Source organism: Acinetobacter modestus (assembly GCF_014636095.1).
GTDB lineage: Bacteria > Pseudomonadota > Gammaproteobacteria > Pseudomonadales > Moraxellaceae > Acinetobacter > Acinetobacter modestus.
The window spans coordinates 212,926-235,358 of sequence record NZ_BMDV01000002.1; the positions used below are offsets into that span (position 1 = coordinate 212,926).

A 22,433-nucleotide genomic window follows, 5' to 3' on the forward strand; every position below is an offset into this window, starting at 1 on the left:
TAAATATTTACTCGATAAGCTGCTGCAACCTTCGCTAATCTATGATTAAATCCCCATTTCAATTTGTTTCACTTTGACAAGGGAAAACTCATGCGTGCTTATAATTTCTGCGCTGGTCCTGCTGCATTACCTACTGCCGTTTTAGAGAAAGCTCAACAAGAAATGTTGGATTGGCAAGGTAAAGGTTTGTCGATCATGGAAATGAGTCATCGTAGTAGTGACTATGTTGCTGTCGCTGAAAAAGCTGAAGCGGATTTGCGTAAGCTCATGAACATTCCTGAGAACTATAAAGTATTGTTCTTACAAGGTGGAGCATCGCTTCAATTTTCAGCAATTCCTTTAAACTTGCTCGGCAAGAATGCGAAAGCTGATTATATTCATACTGGTATTTGGTCTGAAAAAGCGTTGAAAGAAGCAAAACGTTATGGGGACATCAATGTAATTGAAGCGGGTACGCTCATTGATGGGAAACACGCCATTACTGAGCAAAGTACTTGGAATCTTTCAAATGATGCGGCTTATGTGCATTATGCGGATAATGAAACGATTGGTGGTCTACAATTTGCAGGTGTACCAGACGTTAATACGCCGTTGGTATGTGACTTTTCTTCAAGCATTTTGTCTGCGCCATTAGATGTAAGTAAATTCGGTTTAATTTATGCTGGGGCACAAAAGAATATTGGTCCAGCAGGTTTAACGATCGTTATTGTGCGTGATGATTTATTAGATCAAGCAAAACCTGAAATTCCAAGCATTTTGAAATATTCAGATCAGGCAAAAAATGATTCAATGGTAAATACGCCTGCAACTTATGCTTGGTATTTGTCTGGTTTAGTATTTGAATGGTTACTTGAACAAGGCGGCGTAGACGCAATGTATAAAGTAAACCAAGAAAAAGCAAAATTGCTTTATGGATATATTGATTCTAGTGATTTTTATAATAATCCAATCGCAATTCCAAATCGTTCAATCATGAATGTACCATTTACACTTGCAGATGAAGCACTTGAAAAAACTTTCTTGAAAGAAGCTGAGCAAAGCCATTTGCTTAACTTAGCAGGTCATCGCTCTGTGGGTGGTATGCGTGCAAGTATTTACAATGCTGTGCCTTTAGACGGTGTACAAGCATTGGTTAATTTCATGGACGAGTTTGCAAAACGTCACGGTTAAGCAATTTATCATCCATAAAATAAAAGCCCTCATTAACGAGGGCTTTTTTATTAATACAATTTAAATCTAAAAATTAAAATAAGCCAATTTGATGAAAAATGAGTGCTGCTAAAAACATACCAAGTAAAAAAAAGCAAAAAGCACCAATATCAAGTTTAAGACCTTGATCACTCGAATGAATCAAACTGGTGGTTGTCTGTTCTGGTATAATTTTCATTAGAACGCCTAGAAATGCTATTTATGTGATTTTTTGTCACTTTATACCAGTTTTAGCATAAATATTCGCCTGAATCCATAGGTTGCCGCGAATATATTCGCCAATGTTAAAGTTTTTATACAAATCATTTTTTGTTGCAATTCGAATTAAAATTGCAGGTAAATCATCTTCTAAAACTAAAGTCACATCATACAACGTATATTCATCTTGCATAAATTGCATGGTTGTTTTGCCAACGATATTACCTTGGAACCAAGCTTCATCTTCTTGACCTAATGTTTCACCATACAAATATGCCACCATTTTAGAAAAATCAACGGTTACAGGTTCGTGATCTTCAGGTGTTTGTGGTTGCCAGTCGTTAATCAGCTCTTGTAAGTTTTCTGGTGCAACACCATTATGTTCAGCCAAAATAGCATTTAAAGCACGGTGATGTTTAATCGATGCAGGGTCATCAACAATGATTTTCTCATTTTCAGCAACTGATTCTAATTCATATGCCCAAGCATTAAATTGAACTTGATAAGTTTGATTTTGATCATATTGGCAGTTATTAACACTAAATAAATTATCAAATGCATAAATAACCGTATTTTTATTTAAACTCAGACGTAATACTGCTTGAGTTGCAGAATCACAAGTAATAATACGTTCAATTTGTGCATCATATTTATATGGGCTTTCAAAACTTGGGAATGCTGTTTTTAATGCGCGTGGTTTTTGATTTTCAACCGCAATAATTTGATTGATTGAAATAGACTGACCCTTTGGCCCTTGAATCAACCAAAATGATTGATCCATGTCTTGTTCATCTTCACATAAGCCCATAGGCATCACTGGAGCATCAAGTGCCAATCCTAACCATTTGGGAACATCTGTTTCAGGTGTATCAGTCAATAGGTTCCAATGCTCAACATGATTACCGAAATTTTGATCTTGAATTTTAATAGTTTCAGGACTGTTTTGATTTTTCATAAAGCGTGATGCTAAAAAGATTGAACTTATTCTATTAAATCGAGGGTAACATCCATTTTTCAAGTCTGGATATGTAATTCATTAAAAATTAATTCAAATTTCTGTTTTTGATCTCAAATCTAATCAATGAAATGGATAACAGCAATTAGTCGAATGATGCTAACTCTACTTTTACCGTAATCTGCTACACTATATTTTTATTTTTATGAGCTTGTGCCAACGTGCTGCCATTTAAATTATGGGTAGATGCGGATGCTTTACCTAAAATTTTACGTGAAGTGATTTTACGTGCGTCTGATCGTTATCAGTTAGAAGTTACCTTTGTCGCCAATCAGAATGTTGGGATTACGCCATCTCTACGGATTAATTCGATTCAGGTGATGAGTGGGGCAGATCAAGCAGACAAAGAAATCATTGAGCGTATGCATGAAAATGATATTGTGATAACACAAGATATTCCGCTTGCAGCACAAGTAATTGAAAAAGGCGGCATTGCAATTCATCCTCGGGGTGAAATTTATACGGTTGCAAATGTTAAAGCACGTTTGCATTTACGTGATTTTATGGATACTTTGCGTGGAGCTGGTGTCCAAACAGGTGGTCCACCACCTATTTCTGAACGTGATAAACGTGAATTCTCAAGCTCTTTAGATCAAACTATTTTCAAACAAAAACGCAAAACCGCTTCTTGAGCTAAATATGCCTTCACGAATCAACTTAGTACTGACGTATGGATTATTAGTATTCATTTGGGCAACCACGCCATTGGCAATTGTTTGGAGTGTTGCTGATTTACATCCTATGTGGGCTTTGGTATTGCGCTTTTTTATTGCCTTACCTTTGGCTGTTAGCGTGCTATTGCTATTAAAGGTTAAATTCCCGATTCATAAAATTGCGTTATCAAGTTATGTAGCTGGTTCATTAAGCTTAATCGGTTCGCAAATATTTACCTACGCAGCAACACCTTATTTAAGTTCTGGGTTGATTGCATTGATGTTTGGCTTAGCTCCGATCATGGCTGGGCTGATTGGAAGATTTGGTTTTCAACAAAAGTTAGCGAGTTTACAGTGGTTGGGGATGGTAACCTCAATTATTGGATTAGCGATGATTTGTCTGAGTGGAAGTCAAAAGCATGTGCAGCCGATAGGTATTGTTTTAATGCTGATGAGTGTTTTTGCATATTCACTTTCTATTTTTCTGGTGAAAAAAATCAATGCGAATGTGCAACCGATGGCTCAAGCAACCGGTTCAATTCTAGTTTCAACAATCTTAGCCATATTATTACTACCTTGGATTTGGCAACATGCACCAACGCACTTTCCTTCGCCGAAATCATTGTTAGCGTTGACTTATACTGTTGTAATGGCTTCATTAATTGCGATGTTTTGTTATTTCAAGTTGGTACAAAATTTGAAAGCCACCACTTTGTCACTGACGACGGTGATGACCCCAATGTTGGCAATACTCATAGGCGCTTACCTCAATCATGAACAGTTGTCTGCACAGGTTTTTGTTGGGGCAAGCATCATTCTATTAGGTTTGTGTCTTTACTTTTATAAAGATTTTAATACCTATCGCCGTTTGAAAATATGAAAACGACGTTTTCATATTTAATTTGGGTTGCTCTCAGTTTGTTGTGAATCTTGAATACTTTCCGCTAATTTGGCACGATCTTGTGGATTAAGGGTAATGAAATAAGCACCAATACGGAATTTACCTTGTTCATCTGCTGAGCTGTAAGCAACTTGAGCAGTTGCTGCGATATGAAAGTAGTTTTCAGGATGACTCAACGTAATATGAATATAGGTTCCTTCATTAAGATCTTGTGAGCTGAAGAAGCTCAAGCCATTCTCGGAAAAGTTAACTTGTTCAGGTACTGGTAGTAGGGATTGCACGATATTGTCGTAAAAAGAACCAGTAATCAGATTCAATTTTTGATTGAAAAGGGATAATATGCGAGCAATTTGTTGATCTTTTTCATTTAATTGTTCTAATTCGTAGCGAAATGCATGATCAAATTGATCTAATTCAGCAAGTAGTAGAAAATAGCGTGGCAATACAAAGTGAGAATCATAAGGATCATTCAGCGCAACGTCGTCAGGAATGACTTGATAGTTGATTCTTAACACAGCATCAATACGAGACATCACTCGACGTTCAGAGTTGTCCTCAACAAGCTGATGTTGTGAATTTTCCATAATAAATCACCTCGGACTAGATGGTATGTTTAAGCCAATTTCGCTGTATATAGGGTTGAGATACACTCGTGCTCGGCGAAGTAATCATTTTATTTCTTTTATTGCCTTGGTTTCCATGATTGGTTTAACCCTTGGCGTTGCTGTCCTTATTACAGTACTGTCTGTTATGAACGGGTTTGATCGTGAATTAAAAAATCGTGTTCTAGGGATGGTTCCACAAGCAACAGTTTCTTCTACTCAAATTTTAACAGATTGGCCTGAGCTTGTAAAAAGAGTTGAGCATCATCCGCATGTTACTGGCGTTGCACCTTTTACCCAATTACAAGGGATGTTGACAGCGCAGGGGCAGGTTGCTGGGATTATGGTGACAGGAATTGAACCTGAATATGAGAAGAAGGTTTCAATTATCCAAAACCATATGGTCTCAGGTGATTTAAATGCTTTGAAGAAAGGCGAGTTTGGTATTGTTCTAGGCAAGGACATGACCGATGCACTTGGTCTTGGTTTAAATGACAATGTCACCTTAGTTCTGCCTGAAGCAACACCATCACCAGCAGGTGTTGTGCCACGCTTTAAACGTTTTAAAGTCGTTGGGATTTTTAGTGTAGGTGCAGAAGTTGATTCGATGGTGGGTTATATCGCCTTAAATGATGCATCAACATTATTGCGTTTACCTGATGGTGCACAAGGTGTACGGTTAAAGTTAGATGATATTTTTGCCGCACCATCGGTTGCAGATGATATCGTGAAACAGTTACCAAGTAATTTCTATGCATCGAATTGGACGTATACGCACGGTAATCTTTTCAATGCGATTCAGATGGAAAAAACCTTAGTGGGTTTACTTCTTGTTCTGATTATTGTGGTTGCTGCATTTAATATCGTTTCATCTTTAGTAATGGTCGTAACAGATAAAAAATCTGATATTGCGATTCTGCGAACTCTAGGTGCTTCACCGTCCATGATCACTAAAATTTTTATGGTACAAGGCACAGTGATTGGTGTCATTGGAACGATTGCAGGAACAGTGTTAGGTGTAACTTTAGCATTGACCATAAGTGATATTATTTCTTGGTTCAATACTGCTCTAGGTTTGAACTTGTTTGATGCCTATTTTGTTCACTATCTGCCTTCATATCTCAGATGGCAAGATGTTACGGTGATTGTTACTGTTTCATTATTGATGAGTTTTTTGGCGACAATTTATCCTGCATTACGTGCAGCCAAAGTTCAACCTGCTGAGGCATTACGTTATGAGTAAGATCGTCTTAGAAGCCAAAGATATTTATAAACATTTTGATGATGGTAAAAGCAAAGTTGAAGTGATTAAAGGTTTATCTCTTCAAGTAAAAGCAGGCGAGTTTGTTTCCATTGTCGGTTCTAGTGGTTCAGGTAAAAGTACGTTATTACATGCGCTTGGTGGCCTAGAGCAACCTTCGCAAGGTCAAGTTTTTTTACAAGGACAGCGTTTTGATAATTTAGGCGAAGCAGAGCGTGGTTATAAGCGTAATCAATATCTAGGTTTCGTTTATCAATTTCACCATTTGTTACCTGAGTTTTCTGCTTTAGAAAATGTAGCCATGCCATTGATGCTACGTAGTGAAAGTAATTATAAGGATGTTAAAAGACAAGCAGAATACCTACTTGATCGTGTCGGTTTATCGCATCGTTTAGATCATAAACCAGGTGAATTATCGGGTGGTGAGCGTCAACGTGTGGCTTTGGCGCGTGCATTAGTGACGAAACCTGCAGTTGTATTAGCAGATGAACCAACTGGTAATTTAGATCGGAAAACAGCATTAAGTATTTTTGAATTGCTGACTGATCTCAAAAAAGAGCTGAATATGGCGATGTTAATTGTGACTCATGATGAGCAATTGGCTCAATCAGCAGATTCGATTTTGCATATGCAAGATGGTTTATGGATTGATCCAAAATAATTTATTTTGTTTAATGTCTTGTTAAAGCCCTGAAAACGGGCTTTAATTTTGCGCTCAGAAAAAACAAAAACTTAATTAAAAAATTACATGTTAAAAATTATTTTATTGGGCTGGATTGCTGGTATTGCAGTCATGGGATTTCATCTTGATTTTATTGAGCTGACATGGTGGATTTGGTTGGCTATTGCAATCCTGATCTTTAGCTTTGGCATATACAAGAAAGAATCCTATTTTTATCGACCTTTTTATAAAGCACTTATTTTACTCAGTGCAAGCTGGGGATTGTTTACAATAGGATATCATTTTGCAGATTCCGCATTAGAACAAAGACTGCAATTAAAAGAGTTTCAATCACAATCCTATGAAGCAATTGTTTATATTAAAAGCATAGATGAATTGAGTGATGATGGTCATAAACAAATCGCTGAAGTACTTAATCGACATAAGCAACCTGTTAACTGGTTACTTTATTTAAAACAAGACAAATATCAGTTAAATCAGAAGCAAAGCTTAGAGTTGGGGCATTATTATCGAGTTCATGGTCAAATTAAACCAGCGCATAGTTATGCTGTTGTGGGTGCATTTGATCAGGAAAAATGGTTTTTGCAGCAAAATATAATGTCTGCATTTTCAGTGCAGTCTATTCAACCTTTAAGCTTTGATGAAATTTATCGTTTGGGTTATCAAGGGCATTTAAAGCAACAGCAAAGCATTTCTGCTAAATTTTTGTTAAGCGTTGAGATGAAACGCTTAGAATTTCGGCAGATGTTACAAGCATCTAACCTTCAGCACAAAGGTTTACTTTTAGCCTTGCTGACAGGTGACGAAAGCCTGTTATCCAACACAGTGAAACAACAATTTCAACAGCTTGGAATCTCACATTTGTTAGCGATTTCTGGTCCACATGTGTTGATCTTCGCATTCATGTTGTCTTGGTTGATACAACGGCTCATACAGCGTTACTACCCACATCTATACTTATGGCAGCCTAAACAAATTTTATTATTATTGCCATTTTTACTCAGTGTTTTGGTGTATGTGGCATTTGTTGGTTTTGAGATTCCAGCAATCAGAACTTTATTGACTGCTTTGCTTGCAAGTATTTTTCTCTTCTTTCGTCAATCGATTCACCTATTTAGCTTATTGATCTATAGTGCCAGTGTATTATTGCTTTTTGATCCTTTTAGTATTCTATCCGCTGGTTTTTGGCTGTCATATGGTGCGTGTTTTATTCTACTTAGAGTTTATCAAACCATTGCGCAATTACCGCAAGATCAGCCTATTACGTGGACTCAAAAAATATTTTTAGCTGCTAAAGCTTTGGTTGAATCGCAATCTAAGATCTTTATCGCCTTATTACCATTAGTCTTGATTTTCTTTCAGCAAGTTTCTTGGATTGCACCTGTAAGTAACTTAATTGCAATTCCTTTACTTGGCGGTGTCGTTGTGCCATTAGATATTCTGGCTGCATGTATTTGGCTCATCATTCCTGCACTAGGGCAGTTTTTATTTCAAATTAATGATTTTGTATTATCTATATTGATGTCAATTTTAGACATCTTGCAAAATATTTCACCGCATTTATATGGGGTAAGTTATACACCCTTAATGATGGTATCTTTAATCCTTGGTATGCTTATTTTATTTATGCCGAGGGGGACGATTCCTAAAGCTTGGGCATTGATTTGTTTTTTACCTATATGTATAGGTGTAAAGACTCAACCTACGGTTTTAAATATTTTAGATGTTGGACAAGGGCAAGCTGTATTTTTACAACATCCCGAACAAATCTTCATGATTGATACAGGGGGCTCTTACAATGAAAATAAATTTAGTTTAGGAGAGCGGGTTGTTATTCCATTTATACGGCAACAAGGTGTACGCCACATCGACCATGTAATCTTATCTCATCTTGATCAAGACCATAGCGGTGCTTTTCCTATTATTCAAAAAAACTTTGAAATATCTCAAGTACAGTCAAATGAATATGACCAAAAAATGCAGTTCAAAAATAATTTCTCATTTTGTCAACAAAGTCAGCATTGGTCCTATCAAAATCTAAAAGTTGAAATTCTATCCCCTAAAGCAGATGAGCTTATTCATGCAAAGGATCAGCAAAATGAGTATTCCTGTGTGGTGTATTTGCAGTTTCTAAATGCCCAGCCTTATCAAAACTTCTTAATCATGGGAGATGCAGGTTGGGAGGCTGAATATAAATTAATGCAACAATATCCCGATTTAAAAGTAGATGTTTTGATCTTGGGACATCACGGGAGTAAACATAGTTCTGCTTATGATTTTTTAGCGACTTTAAAACCTAAGCTTGCGATTGCCTCGGCAGGGTTTGATAATCGTTATGGTCATCCCAGTCAAGAGTTGAAAAATCGTCTACAGGCGCTACACATTCCATTATTAACTACGGTTCAAGCAGGAACAATTCGTTTTATTTTTGAAAATGGTCATGTTGAGCTCATACAGCAAAGACAACAAATTAAATGGTTGGAAAGAAAATAGCTTAAATATTGTAATATTTTCATATCACAATATTTATAGGATTAAAGCTGAGTATTTTCTTGCTGACGAACTTCAGCAACTTTTGCTAAAGCTTCGTTGACATCAATATCATAAATTTTGTGTAAGCTAGGGTTCGCACTGAATCGTTTATAACTCCAGTGATAATGCACTGGAAGACGTTGGATTAAATTTTCCAAAGTTTGATGAATAATAAGCGTACCATCTTCGGCATTGCCTTCATAAATTTGAGGATTGATACGCTCGATATGCATGTCAAATCCTCCTTGCTCATTCCTCAAAGCATAAAGAAATAAAGTTCGTGCCTTTGTTTTTTGAATTAACTTTGCGCTTAAACTACTTGATGCCAATGGAATACCAAAATACTTAATCATTTCACCACCGTGATCAGGGGTGTGATCAGGTAAAATAACAGTTGTACCACCTTGTTTTAATGCTTTAAAAATCTGACGAACTCCACTTTCATCAGTAGGCACTAAATTCGCTTGATTACGGCTACGTGCATCACGAACAAAACGATCAGCATCAGGATTTTTCACTGGCTTATAAAGGATGGTCATTTGAGTATGTTTGGATAGCCATGCGTTCATCACTTCCCAAGTGCCCAAATGAGGCATAATCAGGACAAGCCCTTTTTTCTCTGCGAGGGCTTCGTGAAAATAATGCTCATTATGAATCTTGTGAATGCGCTGAATATTTTTCTCATTTGAAGCTCCCCAAATGCTCACAAATTCAAAATAAGAGGTTAATTCATTTTTAATTGCCTGTTTTTTTAATTGATTTATTTCTTGTCGAGATGCTTCAGGGAATGCGATCTGTAAATTCAATTGTATAATTTTTGAGAGTTTAGAAAGCTGGAAGCTATTGAGCAATAACGCAACAAAGCGTGCGATAAAACGACCTAATTTAAGTGGTTGATGACTCAGAAATTGTATGAGACGGTAATTACTATTTGTTGATTTGGGGTGTGCCATATATCAAACATTAAAAAAATTACAAGAGGAGAGTATAACGTATAAAATAATTATAAGTTAAAACAAGTTATTTAAACAGTTTTCTATAAATCAGCGTATATAATAAATTCACTTTACAATATATTGGATTGGAATCTTATGTCCGATTGGCCACCAAAACCACAAAATGAACCTACAAATAGCAATAATGTGACAGGCAAAGAATGGCAGATTTTAGAAAAAGCTGTTTTGGCTTCTGTCGAAGAACAACGCCGTAGTCGACGTTGGAGCATTTTTTTTAAATGCTTAGGTTTTGCGTATTTATTAATCGTATTGATCGCAATGAGCAAAGGCTGCTCAACTTCTGTAGAAAAATCAAATACGAATGTTAGCTCTGATCATTTAGCTGTGATTGATATTGTTGGAACTATTGATTCTTCTAGTGGTCAATCTACTGTCAATAGTGAAGACACCAATAAAGCATTAAATCGTGCATTTGAAGCCACTGGCAGTAAAGCGATTGCATTGAATATTAATTCTCCTGGTGGCTCACCAGTGCAATCTGATGAGATTTGGCAAGAGATTCGTTACCTTAAAAAACAACATCCAGATAAAAAAGTCTATGCTGTGATTGGTGATATGGGTGCATCGGGTGCTTACTATATTGCTTCTGCGGCAGATGAGATCATTGTGAACCCATCAAGTTTGGTTGGTTCAATCGGTGTGATTATGCCAAACTATGGTTTGAGTGGTTTAGCGCAAAAACTTGGTGTTGAAGACCGTACTTTAACTTCTGGTAATAATAAAGACATTCTAAGTATGACTAAGCCAATTAATCCAGCTCAACAAGCACATGTGCAAGCTGTTTTAGATAATGTTCATACACATTTTATTAATGCAGTCAAAGAAGGTCGTGGAAAGCGTTTGAAGTCAAATGATCCTGCTGTATTTTCTGGTCTATTCTGGACGGGTGAACAGGCAATCGCATTAGGTGTTGCAGATCGTAGTGGTAGTATTACAACATTAATGCGCGATCTTAAAGTAGATCAGAAAGTAGATTATACCGTTCAACGCAATCCTTTAGAGTCAATTTTAGGACGTATGGGTACAAAGATTGGTGAAGGAATCAGTAGTTCACTTTCTGCACAATTACAAACCCAACAAAATGCAAAAATACAATAATCATTAAGATTAGGCTGTGATCATTCACAGCCTTTTTTATTTTTAAACGTAACTGGGCAGTTCTCCCTTTTAAATTGCAAAGCATTTGCAGCGCGAGATAATCGACCAATCAATATATAAATTGAAAGAAACGCTTATGAAACCTTTGATTCATTTTGCACATGCTAATGGTGTTCCATCTAAAGTTTATCAGAAGCTATTTGAGCAGTTAAAAGATCAATATGACATTATCTATGTTGCAGAAATTGGCACTGATAAACGTTATCCAATTACGCATGGGTGGAGGCATTTAGTTGATCAAATCATTGATAGTATCGTGCAACAATCACAAGGTCGAAAAGTAATTGGCTTGGGACACTCGTTAGGTTCTGTATTAACACTAATGGCATCTTATCGTCGTCCTGAGTTGTTTTCTCAAGTGATTATGCTGGATCCACCATTTATTATAGGTAAAGCATCATTTGCTTTTCATCTTGCTAAAGTGTTTAAACCTAAATTGGTCGATAAAATTACGCCAGCAGGTCTATCAGTACGTCGTCGTGATCATTGGGAATCTCGAGAACAAGCAGCAGAACTTTTGGGCTCTAGAGGATTTTATCAACACTTTGATGCAGATTGCTTCCAAGCTTATATTCAGCATGCTTTGAGCAATGATCCATTGAGGGGTGGAGTGACTTTAACCATTCCGAAAGTGGATGAGGTTGCAATGTTTAGAACGACACCATCGATGTGGTGGTTACCTATGCCAAAACCTAGAGTACCTGTTCATTTAGTTGTTGGTCGTGATAGTGTATTCTTAAAAGAAAAACTTCCTCAAGTTGCTAAACGGAAATTGGGTATTCCTTTTTCAGTTGTTAATGGTGGACATATGTTCCCATTAGAGCATCCGACTGAAACTGTGGAAAAAATTAGAAGTTTGATTAATTTTTAAATGAAGCATGTCGATAAGAAAGTATGTATTTTCTATTTCTATTAAATACATACTTTGGGCTTTATATGTTTTGATCTAAAAATCCTTGTGTTTGATTTAGATCATCTAAAGTTAAGTCACTATTTTGTATATATTGAAGGATTAATAATGCTAAAAATTTGAAAATTTTGATATTAGATCCAATATCACTATGAGCCGAAAAACAAAAGTTTATTTTATATAAATCATTAAATTTCATCTGGTTGGATATTTCTAATATAAATTTTTGTAATTCTGTAGTGTATTCAATTGGCAAACCATATTTTGCTTCATCAAGTTCATTCAGGAAATCAGATTGAAAAATACGATTTTCTAAATCATGCTTTGTTAAATTTAGGATAATTTCACTATTCTTTAAATTTATATCAACTTCTGCACCCAATAAACCATAGAGAAATCTTCCGCCACGAGGTTGAAACAATTCAAGGACAATTGTGTATTTATAATACGAAGACGGCGGTGGTATATCTGTGAAAGGTACAATCGGAGAGCTTTGAGTCCAAAGTTTTATGTGTAGATGATTTTTCAGTACAAATTCAGATGCGCTCATTTGGGGTTAAAATCTAATTATTTAAAAATTAAGAATTATATTTTTCAAAAAACACATCCGAAGATGTGTTTTATTTTTAGAATTGAGCAAATTGAATTGGTCGTTCTAAAGGTTTTTTATTGAAATATGCTTGACCGTTTGTCCACGTGAGTTGACCATTACATAACCATTCTGCAACCTGAGGGTAGATGAAGTGTTCAAGCTCATGCACACGTTGTGCTAGGCTTTCTACATTATCATGTAAACTCACATGAATGGCGGATTGCGCTATACTTTGTCCTGCATCTAGCTCAGCAGTGACAAAATGAACGGTACAACCATGCAAGCGATCTCCAGTATTTAATACACGTTGATGTGTATTAATTCCTTTATAAAAAGGCAGCAGAGAAGGGTGGATATTTAACATTTTACCTTGCCATTGACTGACAAAGTTTGGCGTTAAAATACGCATAAAACCTGCAAGGATAACTAAGTCAATTTCCCAAGCAAGCAATTGCTGATGCATAGCATCGTCAAAGCTTTCTCGATTTGGATAATCTTTATGTGAAATAACAGCGGTTGCAATATTGGCTTTCTCAGCACGCTGCAATGCATAGGCATCAGCTTTATTTGAGAGGACACCAATGATTTGCCCTGACAGATTTGCATCTATCAGGGCCTGTAAGTTGCTACCGTTGCCTGAGACAAGGACAGCAATTCTCATTATGCAAAGATCACGCGAATTTTTTCGTCTGCGCCTTCAACTGATTCAGCATTTTCTTGGATATAACCAATTTTCCATGCTTTTTCGCCTTGAGTATTTAATACATCAATGGCTTTATCAGCTTCGCTTGCATCAACAGCGATTACCATACCAACGCCACAGTTAAATGTACGATACATTTCAAAGCGTTCTACATTACCTTCGCGTTGTAATAGTTGGAATAATTCTGACCATTCCCAGCTTGATTCATCAATTACAGCTTGTGCGCCATTTGGAAGAACACGCGGTAAGTTACCTGGTAAACCACCACCAGTAATGTGTGCCATTGCATGAACATCAACTTGTTTGCAAAGTTCAAGTACTGGTTTTACATAAATACGTGTTGGTTCCATTGCAACATCTGCAAGTGGGCGACCATCAACGATTTGAGTTAAATCAACATTCTTAACATCTAAAATTTTACGTAGCAATGAGTAACCATTAGAGTGAGCACCACTTGATGCAACACCGATCAGTACATCACCAGATTTTACTTTAGTGCCATCAATAATTTTACTATGCTCAACTACACCAACAGCGAAACCAGCAAGATCGTAATCTTCGCCTTCATACATACCTGGCATTTCAGCAGTTTCACCACCAACAAGTGCACAGCCAGCAAGTTCACAACCTTTTCCAATACCCGTTACTACATTTGCTGCAACATCAACATTCAAATGACCTGTTGCATAGTAGTCTAGGAAAAATAATGGTTCAGCACCACAAACGAGTAAATCGTTTACACACATTGCCACAAGGTCTTGACCAATTGTGTCATGGCGATTTAGGTTTAACGCTAAACGTAATTTTGTACCTACGCCGTCTGTGCCAGAAACCAATACAGGTTCTTCATAGCCTTTTGGAATTTTGCATAGTGCGCCAAAACCACCAAGACCGCCCATTACTTCAGGACGAGTAGTGCGTTTTGCGACTGATTTGATACGATCGACCAGTGCGTCGCCCGCTTCAATGTCGACGCCCGCATCTTTATAGCTTAAACCAGTATTTGGGGTAGAAGTTGAGTTGCTCATAGTGAAGTCTCCGCATTGGCGGCAGATTATAACCTGAATATACGAAACTCTTATGTTATTTATGCTCGAAAATGCTATCTTTAATTAAATTTTTTTCCCATTTATAACGATTACACGAAAAAAGGCTAGATTTTATGCAAGATCAGGTACTACGTCGTATCTTTATCCTCGCAGGACTCGCATTACTACTTTGGGTGTTGTATCTATTAAAACCAGTTGTATTACCATTTGTTGGCGCTTTTTTTATTGCCTATCTCTTTAGCCCCCTTGTAGATGTCCTTGTAAAAATTAAATTACCTCGTTGGTTGGCGATCAGTCTCGTCTTTGTTGGGATTGGCGTAACCTTAACAGTTGTTTTATGGTTCCTTGTCCCATTGGTTTGGAAGCAATTAATCTATGCGCGAGATAGTATTCCAGCAGGTATACATTGGGTAAATGCGACATTTCTACCTTGGGTATCCCATACTTTTAATGTTGTCCCAATGGAGTTGGATACAGAACAGATTTCTAAAGCAATTATGGAATACATTCAAACGAATTATAGTGCAGATAGTATTCAAGTCATGGCTTTACGTTTAGCACAATCTGGTTTGAATTTTATTCAATTAGGTGGCGTATTTATTTTGATTCCTATCATTTCATTCTATTTCTTACTTGATTGGGAAAGAATGTTGCAAAGTATGCGTCGTTTAATACCTCGTCCATATGAAGAATCAACTTTAGTCATTGTTCGTGAATGTCATAGTGTCCTTGGAGCGTTTGTTAAAGGTCAGTTTCTCGTAATGCTGCTATTAGGAATAGTGTATGCCGTTGGCTTGCAAATCATTGGTTTAGAAGTTGGTTTAATTATTGGAATGATTGCTGGTTTGGCCAGTATTATCCCATATCTAGGCTTTGGTGTTGGTATTATCGCGGCTGTGATTGCTTCATTATTCCAGTTTGGTCTTGATTGGATGCAGTTACTTTTAGTGGGTATTGTATTTATGATTGGGCAAATGGTCGAAGGATATATTTTGCAGCCTTTCTTACTCGGTGACAAAATTGGTCTATCTCCTGTTGCCGTTGTATTTGCGGTACTAGCTGGTGCTCAACTGGGTGGTTTTTTAGGGATGCTGATTGCCTTGCCTGTAGCGGCTGTTATCGTCGTGCTACTTAAACACGCAAGAGATAATTACGAAAAAAGCCGGTTTTACGGATCTCCAATAGAGGTCAGTATTCCACATGGTGAAATTCAACGTATAAATGTTGATGCTGGTGATGTAGAACTTGATATTGAGATTAAAAACTCTCAAGATAGCGAAACTTCACATTCAAATGATCTAAAGTAATTGAGGAACAAATTAACGATATGCGTCAACTACAACTAGATATAGAACCACAGCTCGATGCGCGAATTAGCGATTTCTCGGGGCCAGGGTGGGGTCATGTAGTTGATGCGATACGACAGTTACATACTGGACTGGTAAATCGCTTTTATGTTTATGGTGGTGCTGGTACTGGTAAAAGTCATTTACTCTCTGCAATTTGTGATTCATATTTAGAATTAGGTCGTCGAGCAATAAAAGTCTCATTATTAGAATTATTAGATGCACCAATTGAAGCGATTACTTCATTAGAGTTTTATGATTTAGTGGCATTAGATGATATTGATGCAATTAGTGGCGTACCTCATTGGCAAAAAGCAGTTTTTCATTTAATGAATAATCATGAGGGCCAACTAGTCTTTTCATCGCGTGTAGCACCGATAGAATTAAAATTAGAATTACCTGACTTACAGTCGAGGCTGACTCAAGCGGTCAGTGTCAAAGTACCAAATGGAAGCTCATATACAGATCGACAGGCTTTATTACACTCTGTTATGACGAGACGTGGTATTCATTTTGACCAACAAATTATTGATTATTTGTTGAGTAATGGGCCACATCAAGCTTCCATTTTATTACAGACACTTGCCCAACTTGAAAAGATGTTGAAAGGTGAGAAAACAAAGCTCTCAAATACAACGATTAAGCAAATTTTTGCTCTGATTGATGAATATCACTAATAGCATAAAATTTCTTGAGTAATTTTGACAGCTATGACAAAGTACGCACAAAGGAATGTGGTTGCAAATTTGTAGTTTGCAATACTAAGAAAAATGAAAATAGAAGGAGAACGGTATGCTCAAACGGACGCTTGCCTGCGCTTTATTTGCGATTACTGGACATGTATATTCTGCGGATATTCAAGTTACAACATTAGTTGATGAAGACAAAGATGATACCGTTTGTTCATTACGTGAAGCTGTTGAATTTTTAAATTTGAGAACTCAAAAAGAGTTTGAAAATGGTTATCATGGTTGTGGTAATAAAGATGCTTCATCGATTATTATTCTAGAACGTGATAAAGAATATACTCTAAATAAGGCAATACAAATTAAAGCAGCGATGACTATTAATACTGCTTCCAGTACTGATTTTAATGATAATAAAAAAGGTTTAAATAATGCTACTATTAAAATGTTGGGTTCGGAAAGTATTTTTATTATAGATGATAATAATGTAGAAAATGAACTTTTATCAGTGGGCTTAAAAGAACTAAATCTTAAAGGGTCATCGCAGAAAGTAGTTGAAGGTGGCCTGATTCTAAATCGTGAAATATTAACAATTCAATATTCAAAATTAATGAATGGTAATGCGACTTTTGGAGGAGCAATTTATAATAAAGGATTACTTTCAGACAAAAAAATGGCTGGTATTGTTAGTATAAGTAATAGCCTTTTTGAGGGAAATAAAGCTGATCAAGGTGCAGTTATTTATAGTGAAATCCCACGCTATTATATTGCTCAATCTGTTATTCGAAATAATGAAGTTAAATCAATGGGTTCAATATTATATGTGCAAAGTGCATATAATGATGCAGCAGTTGCAAATGCACTTTCTCTAGGTGCTTTTGGGATCAGAAACTCAACGATTTATAATAATAAAGTTGGATATGTTGCAAACATACGTAGTGGGATGATATTAAATAATATTACCATGATTTATAATGATGCAGGATTGTATTTACAGGCACCTAAATGGACATCAACTACCACAACAGGTGGTACGACAACCTCTAAATTAGAAGATGGTGCATTTATTTCAAATAGTATTATTGCTAAGAATAATACAAATTGTCTTTCTGACGCTACTGATGCAACAGTTATTCAAAGTAACTTGACTGAGTCAGCATGTGACCGTAATGCACCAGCTGAACGTCCTAATTTTTTGTTAAATACAAATCTGCTTGCTGGGGATCAACTAGAAGGTGATTGTGATCTACCACAAGATAAAGGGTTACTTTGTCCTTATTCTACTCCGAAAGATCAAATGTTAGGTTTCTTTCAGCCACGGTTGCTCACATCATATAATTCATTGTCTGAATCATTAATTATTAACAAGGGACGAATTTTTAGTGATGGGGCAACTAAAGGTTTAATCAGTTGCGAAACTTCAGATCAAAGAGGTAAAAGTCGAAGCATATATAGTGAATTATGTGATCTTGGAGCAATTGAGTTAGTCGTAAACCGTAGTGATGTACAAATTGCTGGTCAAGATATTTTATATGGACAAACAGCAAAATTTAGTATTGCAAATAGTTTGTTGGATGGTGAATTGGTTACACCTGAAACTTGTAAAGTTATTTTCAAGAGTGAAACCGATAAAAATGGGCATCCTTGGCAGTCAGGTTGTCTTGAAGTTGAACAAACTGAAACTAGATCTAAAGGAACACTGACACTTGATTCAAAAGGTAATGTGATTTACCTGCCAAATGGTAATTGGCATGGTGCAGATAAGTTTAATATACGTGTAATGACTACGATTACTCGTTTCAATGATCCATCAAATTATTATATTGATATTCCAACAACGATTGTGCAAGATCCGCCAAATAATTTTCAGAGCCGAACTGTAAATGTTGGTAGTATGAATTTGGGATGGATTCTAATGATGTTAGGTTTGATCGGGTTCAGACGTTTTAAATCATAATCAAGGATGATACATGTAATGAAAAATTATAAAAAAACGCTATTGGCTATTATGGTTATTTCTGCTATGCCTTTATTAGCTGCAACAAATAGTGAAACAGGTCCGATCAAAGTAACTACATTTGTAGATGAAGAAAAAGATGATGCTTTTTGCTCATTAAGAGAAGCATTTTCTGTTGCAAAAACACGTATATCTGCTCACGGTTGTGTTGTAAATGATATTTATTCTAATATTCAGGATATTCAATTAGAATCAGGAGTTTATACATTAAAAAGTGAACTTATTCCTGATTCAGAAGTAAGAATTTGGGGTGCGACGCCTGCTGATTGGGAAAATAAAAATATATTGATTAATGATGTTGTTAATCAATATCCTGCTCAGATTGATCTGAAAACAACAATTAAAGCTGAAAATTCTCGTATTTTTAATACAACATTAAAGAAACAACCTTTAACCATAAGTAATTTGATACTTTCTGGTGGGGTTGCACCAGATCAGGAAAATGGTGGGGCGATCTATGCTGGAGCTAACTTAGTTTTGCAGAGTAGCAAGATAATAAATTCCAAAGCAAAAACTGGAGCAGGGGGGGCAATTTATTTAGCTGGAATGTCAGGTTCTGTACAAATCTCTAAAAGCTTGTTTGAAGGTAATGATGCTTTATATGGCAGTATTATTGCTATGAGTTGTATGAATGATGTGGGCTATTTGAAACGAGAGATTGGTTTTACTTCAAATAGTTTAGTCAAGAATGGATCTGAAACTTCATCAAGTATGATGGAGTTCTGTGGCTTGCCTGCAGTGACGTTGGAGGCAAATACAATTGCTAAAAATACAGCTAATTCGACTTATGGCAACTTAATAAAATTTTCTGGTGATACAAAAGCTAGTACGGAAACTCAAAACAATCCAAGTATACTCAGCAATGACAGCACCTTAACTTTAAAAAGTAATACGATCGTTGAAAATAATGCAAATACAATTTTACTCTATGATAAATTAGGTAAGAAAAACTTATATTCAAATGTTCTTAATTATAATACTGGAGCATATTCGTGTCGTTATTTGTTGGGTGATGTCTCCAAGCAAGAGAAAGTAGGTGTAAATTTTCTTTATAATGCATTTGCCAAGACTGGATTATCTAAATGTGACTTACCTGATGAATCTTTCAAGGATAATACTAGTAATATTGATTTGACAGATGTTCCTATAAATAAGGTATTAAGTGGGCTTATTGAAGAACCTTCTGAATACACTGCTTTTCTACCGTTGTATTATCCTAAGATTATTGATAAGTCAGGAGTAGATAAAGATCTTAAAGGCTTAGTTGATACTGGTGCTGATAGTACGACCTTTTGCAGTGAAAAGGAGCAAAGGGGTTTGTCTCGTTTTACTAATACAACACTATTTTTCCAACCAGATTTAAAAAATAAATGTGATATTGGTTCTGTCGAATTAATGAAATTAAAGGCAGCTGATATTGAGTCAGTTACTAATCAACCTCTATCGACATTAATAAATGGTTTTAAAGATCAATATGATTATTTCGAAAATTTAGTTAAAAATCCAAATGATCCACAATATCTTACATATTATAAATATCGATTTGATCAATATAAGAAACTAATCGACTATTTTAATATTAAAGAAAATATTAAATATCGTGGAATTTATATTGATTTAAGAGATAGAGGTATTCCTTTACCTCATGAGTCTATATTATCTGATGGTACTCATCGGTTAGACTTTTTCAATCCAGAGTTATATTCGATAAAAATAGATACATTAGGAATCGGTCAACTCAATGATTCAGAAAACCGGGTCATAAATGATGAGAATCTAGTATGTGCTTGGGTGCCAGAAATACAGCAAATAGCTATTTATAGAAAAGATGATACAATTACACAAGCTAGTGATAAAGCTTTGTGTAAATACACAATAACATATATTAAAGACCCTTCGATACAAACAATAGGATTAATTAAAGCCTCATTTATGAATCAGGCGCCTGAAGTAAAAGATACATCTGTAACATTAAACTATCAAAAAAAGGAAAAAGTAAAAGTAAATTTACTGGATTTTGCAAGTGATGCTGGTGATACTAGTATTGGTGGAAAAGGGCCCGAGACTCAACCACTTAAACCAAATTTTTGGGTAAATGAATTAGGTGAGGAATTACCTATACGTCTATCGAATGTACCAACCAATAATATTATTGTAACAGCTGATCGACAAGGTAAATGTCCTGAACCAGATGAAAAAGAAACGTGCTATGGTGGAAATGTTTATATTCAAGAGGCGAATACATTTAATCCATTTAACTATTCATTTAACTATCAGGTATATGATAACGATGAAACTCCAAAGATTTCAAATGTGGGAACTGTAAATGTGATTAGTACTGCAACTACCTCAGATGATACTCGACCTGCGAAAAGTGGTGGAGGTAGTGAGGGTATTTTCTCAGTATTAGGTTTGTTGGGTTTACTAGCTTATCGTCGTTATAAAAAGTAATATTGAATAAAAAGAGCGCTTTTAAAGCGCTCTTTTTTATATGTTCAAGTTATAAATTAAATGTCTACAACAAAAGAGTAACATTTAAAAGTAATTAGTGTTCAGAATATTTACTTAAGTATTCTTCACGGATGTTCACTTTCTCTTCAGCACTGGCATTTTGCATACGTTTACGCAAAGTATTACGTTCTTGAGTTCCTAGTTTTTGCCAAACATCACGCATTTTTTGTTTTTCATCTTCTGGAAGCTGTGTAAACCATTCCATTCTTTGTTGAAGCTGAGATCCCTGATCGGTTGGGATTTCTTTTAAACTTTGATAACGTTTAATAAGAACACGTTGTTCTTCTCGAGATAAATCATCCCAAGCTTCTTCTGTAGTTGGTTTATTTGATTTTGAGAACACCCAAAAACGCTCAGAACCAGCAAAACTTGTTTGAAGTAAGCTGAGTGTGCACACAACAATTGCTATTTTCTTAGCTGCCATGTGGAACTTTATCCTCGCCAAGTACCATCAACATTTCCATATCTTCAACCATTTGTGGTGAAAGTTTTGGATTTACGACGACCTGACTTTGTGGCTTATCGGTCAGTTGTAGAGAGCTTGGTAATACAACGATACCAGTAAGGGCTGCTGCTAAAGCAAAGCCTCCCATTTTCCAGAGACTGTAATAAGAGGTTGGTTTCTTTTGAACAGTGTCTAGAACATGGTTCATCACTAACATTTTTTTGTGATGTTGCTCTTTTGCTAGTTGGTCGAGTTTGGAAGTCACTGATTTAGTGAACTCATCTTTATTCATTTGATGACCCTCCCGTATGTGGATTTAAATGCTCTAAAGCAATTCTAAGTCCTTGGATTGCACGATGATAATGTGTTTTAACACTACCTTCACTGCAGTTCATAATTTGAGCTGTGGTTGTCGTATCAAAGCCTTCCCATGCTCTTAACATAAATGCTTGTTGCTGGCGTACTGGTAATTGGTTAATTGCTGCTTGGATTTCATCCATTGTGACTTCTTGATTAAGAAATTCAAATGGATTGGGGGTAGATTCATCTACGATATCAACAATTTCATCATCATCGTCTAAGCTAATTTTTTTGAATAATGAGAAAGGAGTCGCTCGACGCGCTTCTTTGCGCCTCCAATCCTGCAATTTGTTATTTAAAATGGTGTAAAACAATGGATACCATTCTTCAATACTTTTATCTGAATATGATTTATGCAATGAAATAAAGGCTTCTTGTACCAAATCCATTGCAATGCCTTGTTGTCCCTGAGTTGCACTTTCCATCATCACAAGTGCACGACCTGTAACGTCTTGCATAAAAAAACGCAGACGTTGTTCAACAGTACTACAATCAGTACCATTTTCAGTTCGAGCCTGTTTCGGTGCTAAATCCATAGAGATGGAAAATCCTGTCATGGATACCCACCATTATTTCAATTCATTAAT

22 protein-coding genes are annotated in these 22,433 nt (G+C 36.1%); 12 read left to right on the forward strand and 10 right to left on the reverse strand.

Annotated features, from left to right (window positions below):
* The first annotated feature begins 90 nt into the window (after positions 1-90).
* Positions 91-1,170, forward strand: coding sequence for a 3-phosphoserine/phosphohydroxythreonine transaminase (gene serC, locus IEV17_RS05050; protein ID WP_004661114.1), 1,080 nt, complete (start codon positions 91-93; stop codon positions 1,168-1,170).
* A 73-nt stretch (positions 1,171-1,243) separates the two neighbouring features.
* Here the strand turns inward: serC and IEV17_RS05055 are convergent, their stop codons facing one another.
* Both IEV17_RS05055 and IEV17_RS05060 read right to left on the reverse strand, forming a co-directional pair.
* Entirely contained in the window at positions 1,244-1,387 is a 144-nt protein-coding gene (locus tag IEV17_RS05055; protein ID WP_004661115.1) for a hypothetical protein, read from the reverse strand.
* Between the two features lie 36 nt (positions 1,388-1,423).
* The gene (locus IEV17_RS05060) at positions 1,424-2,362 is read right to left on the reverse strand and encodes a hypothetical protein (RefSeq protein WP_004661116.1); all 939 of its coding nucleotides are present in this window, start codon (positions 2,360-2,362) and stop codon (positions 1,424-1,426) included.
* Positions 2,363-2,583: 221 nt separating this feature from the next.
* Between IEV17_RS05060 and IEV17_RS05065 the strand changes: the two genes are divergently transcribed.
* Together IEV17_RS05065 and IEV17_RS05070 are read left to right on the forward strand one after the other, a co-directional pair.
* Positions 2,584-3,054, forward strand: a complete 471-nt coding sequence (locus IEV17_RS05065) for a YaiI/YqxD family protein (RefSeq protein ID WP_004661117.1) — start codon at positions 2,584-2,586, stop codon at positions 3,052-3,054.
* Between the two features lie 7 nt (positions 3,055-3,061).
* Positions 3,062-3,955 carry a DMT family transporter gene (locus IEV17_RS05070; RefSeq protein WP_004661118.1) on the forward strand — a complete coding sequence of 298 codons (894 nt, stop codon included), beginning with the start codon at positions 3,062-3,064 and terminating at the stop codon, positions 3,953-3,955.
* 17 nt (positions 3,956-3,972) lie between these two features.
* On the opposite strand, the gene IEV17_RS05075 is transcribed toward IEV17_RS05070, so the two are convergent.
* Positions 3,973-4,560 carry a PilZ domain-containing protein gene (locus IEV17_RS05075; protein ID WP_004661119.1) on the reverse strand — a complete coding sequence of 196 codons (588 nt, stop codon included), beginning with the start codon at positions 4,558-4,560 and terminating at the stop codon, positions 3,973-3,975.
* Positions 4,561-4,585: 25 nt separating this feature from the next.
* On the opposite strand from IEV17_RS05075, the gene IEV17_RS05080 reads away from it, so the two are divergent.
* The 3 genes from IEV17_RS05080 to IEV17_RS05090 all read left to right on the forward strand — a co-directional run bounded on the left by IEV17_RS05080 (position 4,586) and on the right by IEV17_RS05090 (position 9,014).
* Positions 4,586-5,821: a lipoprotein-releasing ABC transporter permease subunit gene (locus IEV17_RS05080; RefSeq protein ID WP_004661120.1), complete on the forward strand. Its 1,236-nt coding sequence runs from the start codon at positions 4,586-4,588 to the stop codon at positions 5,819-5,821.
* Positions 5,814-6,500: a lipoprotein-releasing ABC transporter ATP-binding protein LolD gene (gene lolD, locus IEV17_RS05085; RefSeq protein WP_004661121.1), complete on the forward strand. Its 687-nt coding sequence runs from the start codon at positions 5,814-5,816 to the stop codon at positions 6,498-6,500. Before IEV17_RS05080 ends, lolD begins: the two co-directional genes overlap by 8 nt.
* An 87-nt stretch (positions 6,501-6,587) precedes the next feature.
* Positions 6,588-9,014 carry a DNA internalization-related competence protein ComEC/Rec2 gene (locus IEV17_RS05090; RefSeq protein ID WP_004661122.1) on the forward strand — a complete coding sequence of 809 codons (2,427 nt, stop codon included), beginning with the start codon at positions 6,588-6,590 and terminating at the stop codon, positions 9,012-9,014.
* A gap of 41 nt (positions 9,015-9,055) precedes the next feature.
* Here IEV17_RS05090 and IEV17_RS05095 read toward each other — a convergent pair whose 3' ends face one another.
* The gene (locus tag IEV17_RS05095) at positions 9,056-10,006 is read right to left on the reverse strand and encodes a lysophospholipid acyltransferase family protein (RefSeq protein WP_004661124.1); all 951 of its coding nucleotides are present in this window, start codon (positions 10,004-10,006) and stop codon (positions 9,056-9,058) included.
* 138 nt (positions 10,007-10,144) lie between these two features.
* On the opposite strand from IEV17_RS05095, the gene sppA reads away from it, so the two are divergent.
* The gene (gene sppA / locus IEV17_RS05100) at positions 10,145-11,167 is read left to right on the forward strand and encodes a signal peptide peptidase SppA (protein WP_004661126.1); all 1,023 of its coding nucleotides are present in this window, start codon (positions 10,145-10,147) and stop codon (positions 11,165-11,167) included.
* A gap of 136 nt (positions 11,168-11,303) precedes the next feature.
* Complete coding sequence (locus IEV17_RS05105; RefSeq protein WP_004661128.1) at positions 11,304-12,098, forward strand: alpha/beta fold hydrolase; 795 nt, start codon at positions 11,304-11,306, stop codon at positions 12,096-12,098.
* 61 nt (positions 12,099-12,159) lie between these two features.
* On the opposite strand, the gene IEV17_RS05110 is transcribed toward IEV17_RS05105, so the two are convergent.
* The 3 genes from IEV17_RS05110 to purM all read right to left on the reverse strand — a co-directional run bounded on the left by IEV17_RS05110 (position 12,160) and on the right by purM (position 14,460).
* A complete protein-coding gene (locus tag IEV17_RS05110; RefSeq protein ID WP_004661130.1) occupies positions 12,160-12,687 on the reverse strand; it encodes a hypothetical protein in 528 nt (175 codons plus the stop codon).
* Positions 12,688-12,763: 76 nt separating this feature from the next.
* Entirely contained in the window at positions 12,764-13,393 is a 630-nt protein-coding gene (purN, locus tag IEV17_RS05115) for a phosphoribosylglycinamide formyltransferase (protein ID WP_171062425.1), read from the reverse strand.
* Positions 13,390-14,460 (reverse strand): phosphoribosylformylglycinamidine cyclo-ligase, encoded by a 1,071-nt coding sequence (gene purM / locus IEV17_RS05120; protein WP_004661134.1) that lies wholly within the window; start codon positions 14,458-14,460, stop codon positions 13,390-13,392. Before purM ends, purN begins: the two co-directional genes overlap by 4 nt.
* A 134-nt stretch (positions 14,461-14,594) precedes the next feature.
* Here purM and cxpE point away from each other — a divergent pair, with 134 nt between their 5' ends.
* From cxpE to IEV17_RS05140, 4 genes are all read left to right on the forward strand, one after another.
* The gene (gene cxpE / locus IEV17_RS05125) at positions 14,595-15,788 is read left to right on the forward strand and encodes a chloramphenicol efflux transporter CxpE (protein WP_004661136.1); all 1,194 of its coding nucleotides are present in this window, start codon (positions 14,595-14,597) and stop codon (positions 15,786-15,788) included.
* Positions 15,789-15,808: 20 nt separating this feature from the next.
* Positions 15,809-16,504: a DnaA regulatory inactivator Hda gene (gene hda / locus IEV17_RS05130; protein WP_004661138.1), complete on the forward strand. Its 696-nt coding sequence runs from the start codon at positions 15,809-15,811 to the stop codon at positions 16,502-16,504.
* A gap of 115 nt (positions 16,505-16,619) precedes the next feature.
* Positions 16,620-18,470 (forward strand): rhombotarget A, encoded by a 1,851-nt coding sequence (gene rbtA / locus IEV17_RS05135; protein ID WP_004661140.1) that lies wholly within the window; start codon positions 16,620-16,622, stop codon positions 18,468-18,470.
* A gap of 18 nt (positions 18,471-18,488) precedes the next feature.
* Positions 18,489-20,981: a CSLREA domain-containing protein gene (locus tag IEV17_RS05140; RefSeq protein ID WP_004661142.1), complete on the forward strand. Its 2,493-nt coding sequence runs from the start codon at positions 18,489-18,491 to the stop codon at positions 20,979-20,981.
* Between the two features lie 94 nt (positions 20,982-21,075).
* Here the strand turns inward: IEV17_RS05140 and IEV17_RS05145 are convergent, their stop codons facing one another.
* Genes IEV17_RS05145 through IEV17_RS05155 form a run of 3 tightly spaced genes read right to left on the reverse strand, consistent with a single transcriptional unit; the run spans position 21,076 to position 22,382 of the window.
* Positions 21,076-21,465 (reverse strand): DUF3106 domain-containing protein, encoded by a 390-nt coding sequence (locus IEV17_RS05145; RefSeq protein WP_004661145.1) that lies wholly within the window; start codon positions 21,463-21,465, stop codon positions 21,076-21,078.
* A complete protein-coding gene (locus IEV17_RS05150; protein WP_004661146.1) occupies positions 21,455-21,778 on the reverse strand; it encodes a hypothetical protein in 324 nt (107 codons plus the stop codon). The genes IEV17_RS05145 and IEV17_RS05150 overlap by 11 nt, the downstream gene beginning before the upstream one ends.
* Positions 21,771-22,382: an RNA polymerase sigma factor gene (locus tag IEV17_RS05155; protein WP_004661149.1), complete on the reverse strand. Its 612-nt coding sequence runs from the start codon at positions 22,380-22,382 to the stop codon at positions 21,771-21,773. The genes IEV17_RS05150 and IEV17_RS05155 overlap by 8 nt, the downstream gene beginning before the upstream one ends.
* Positions 22,383-22,433: the final 51 nt, after the last annotated feature.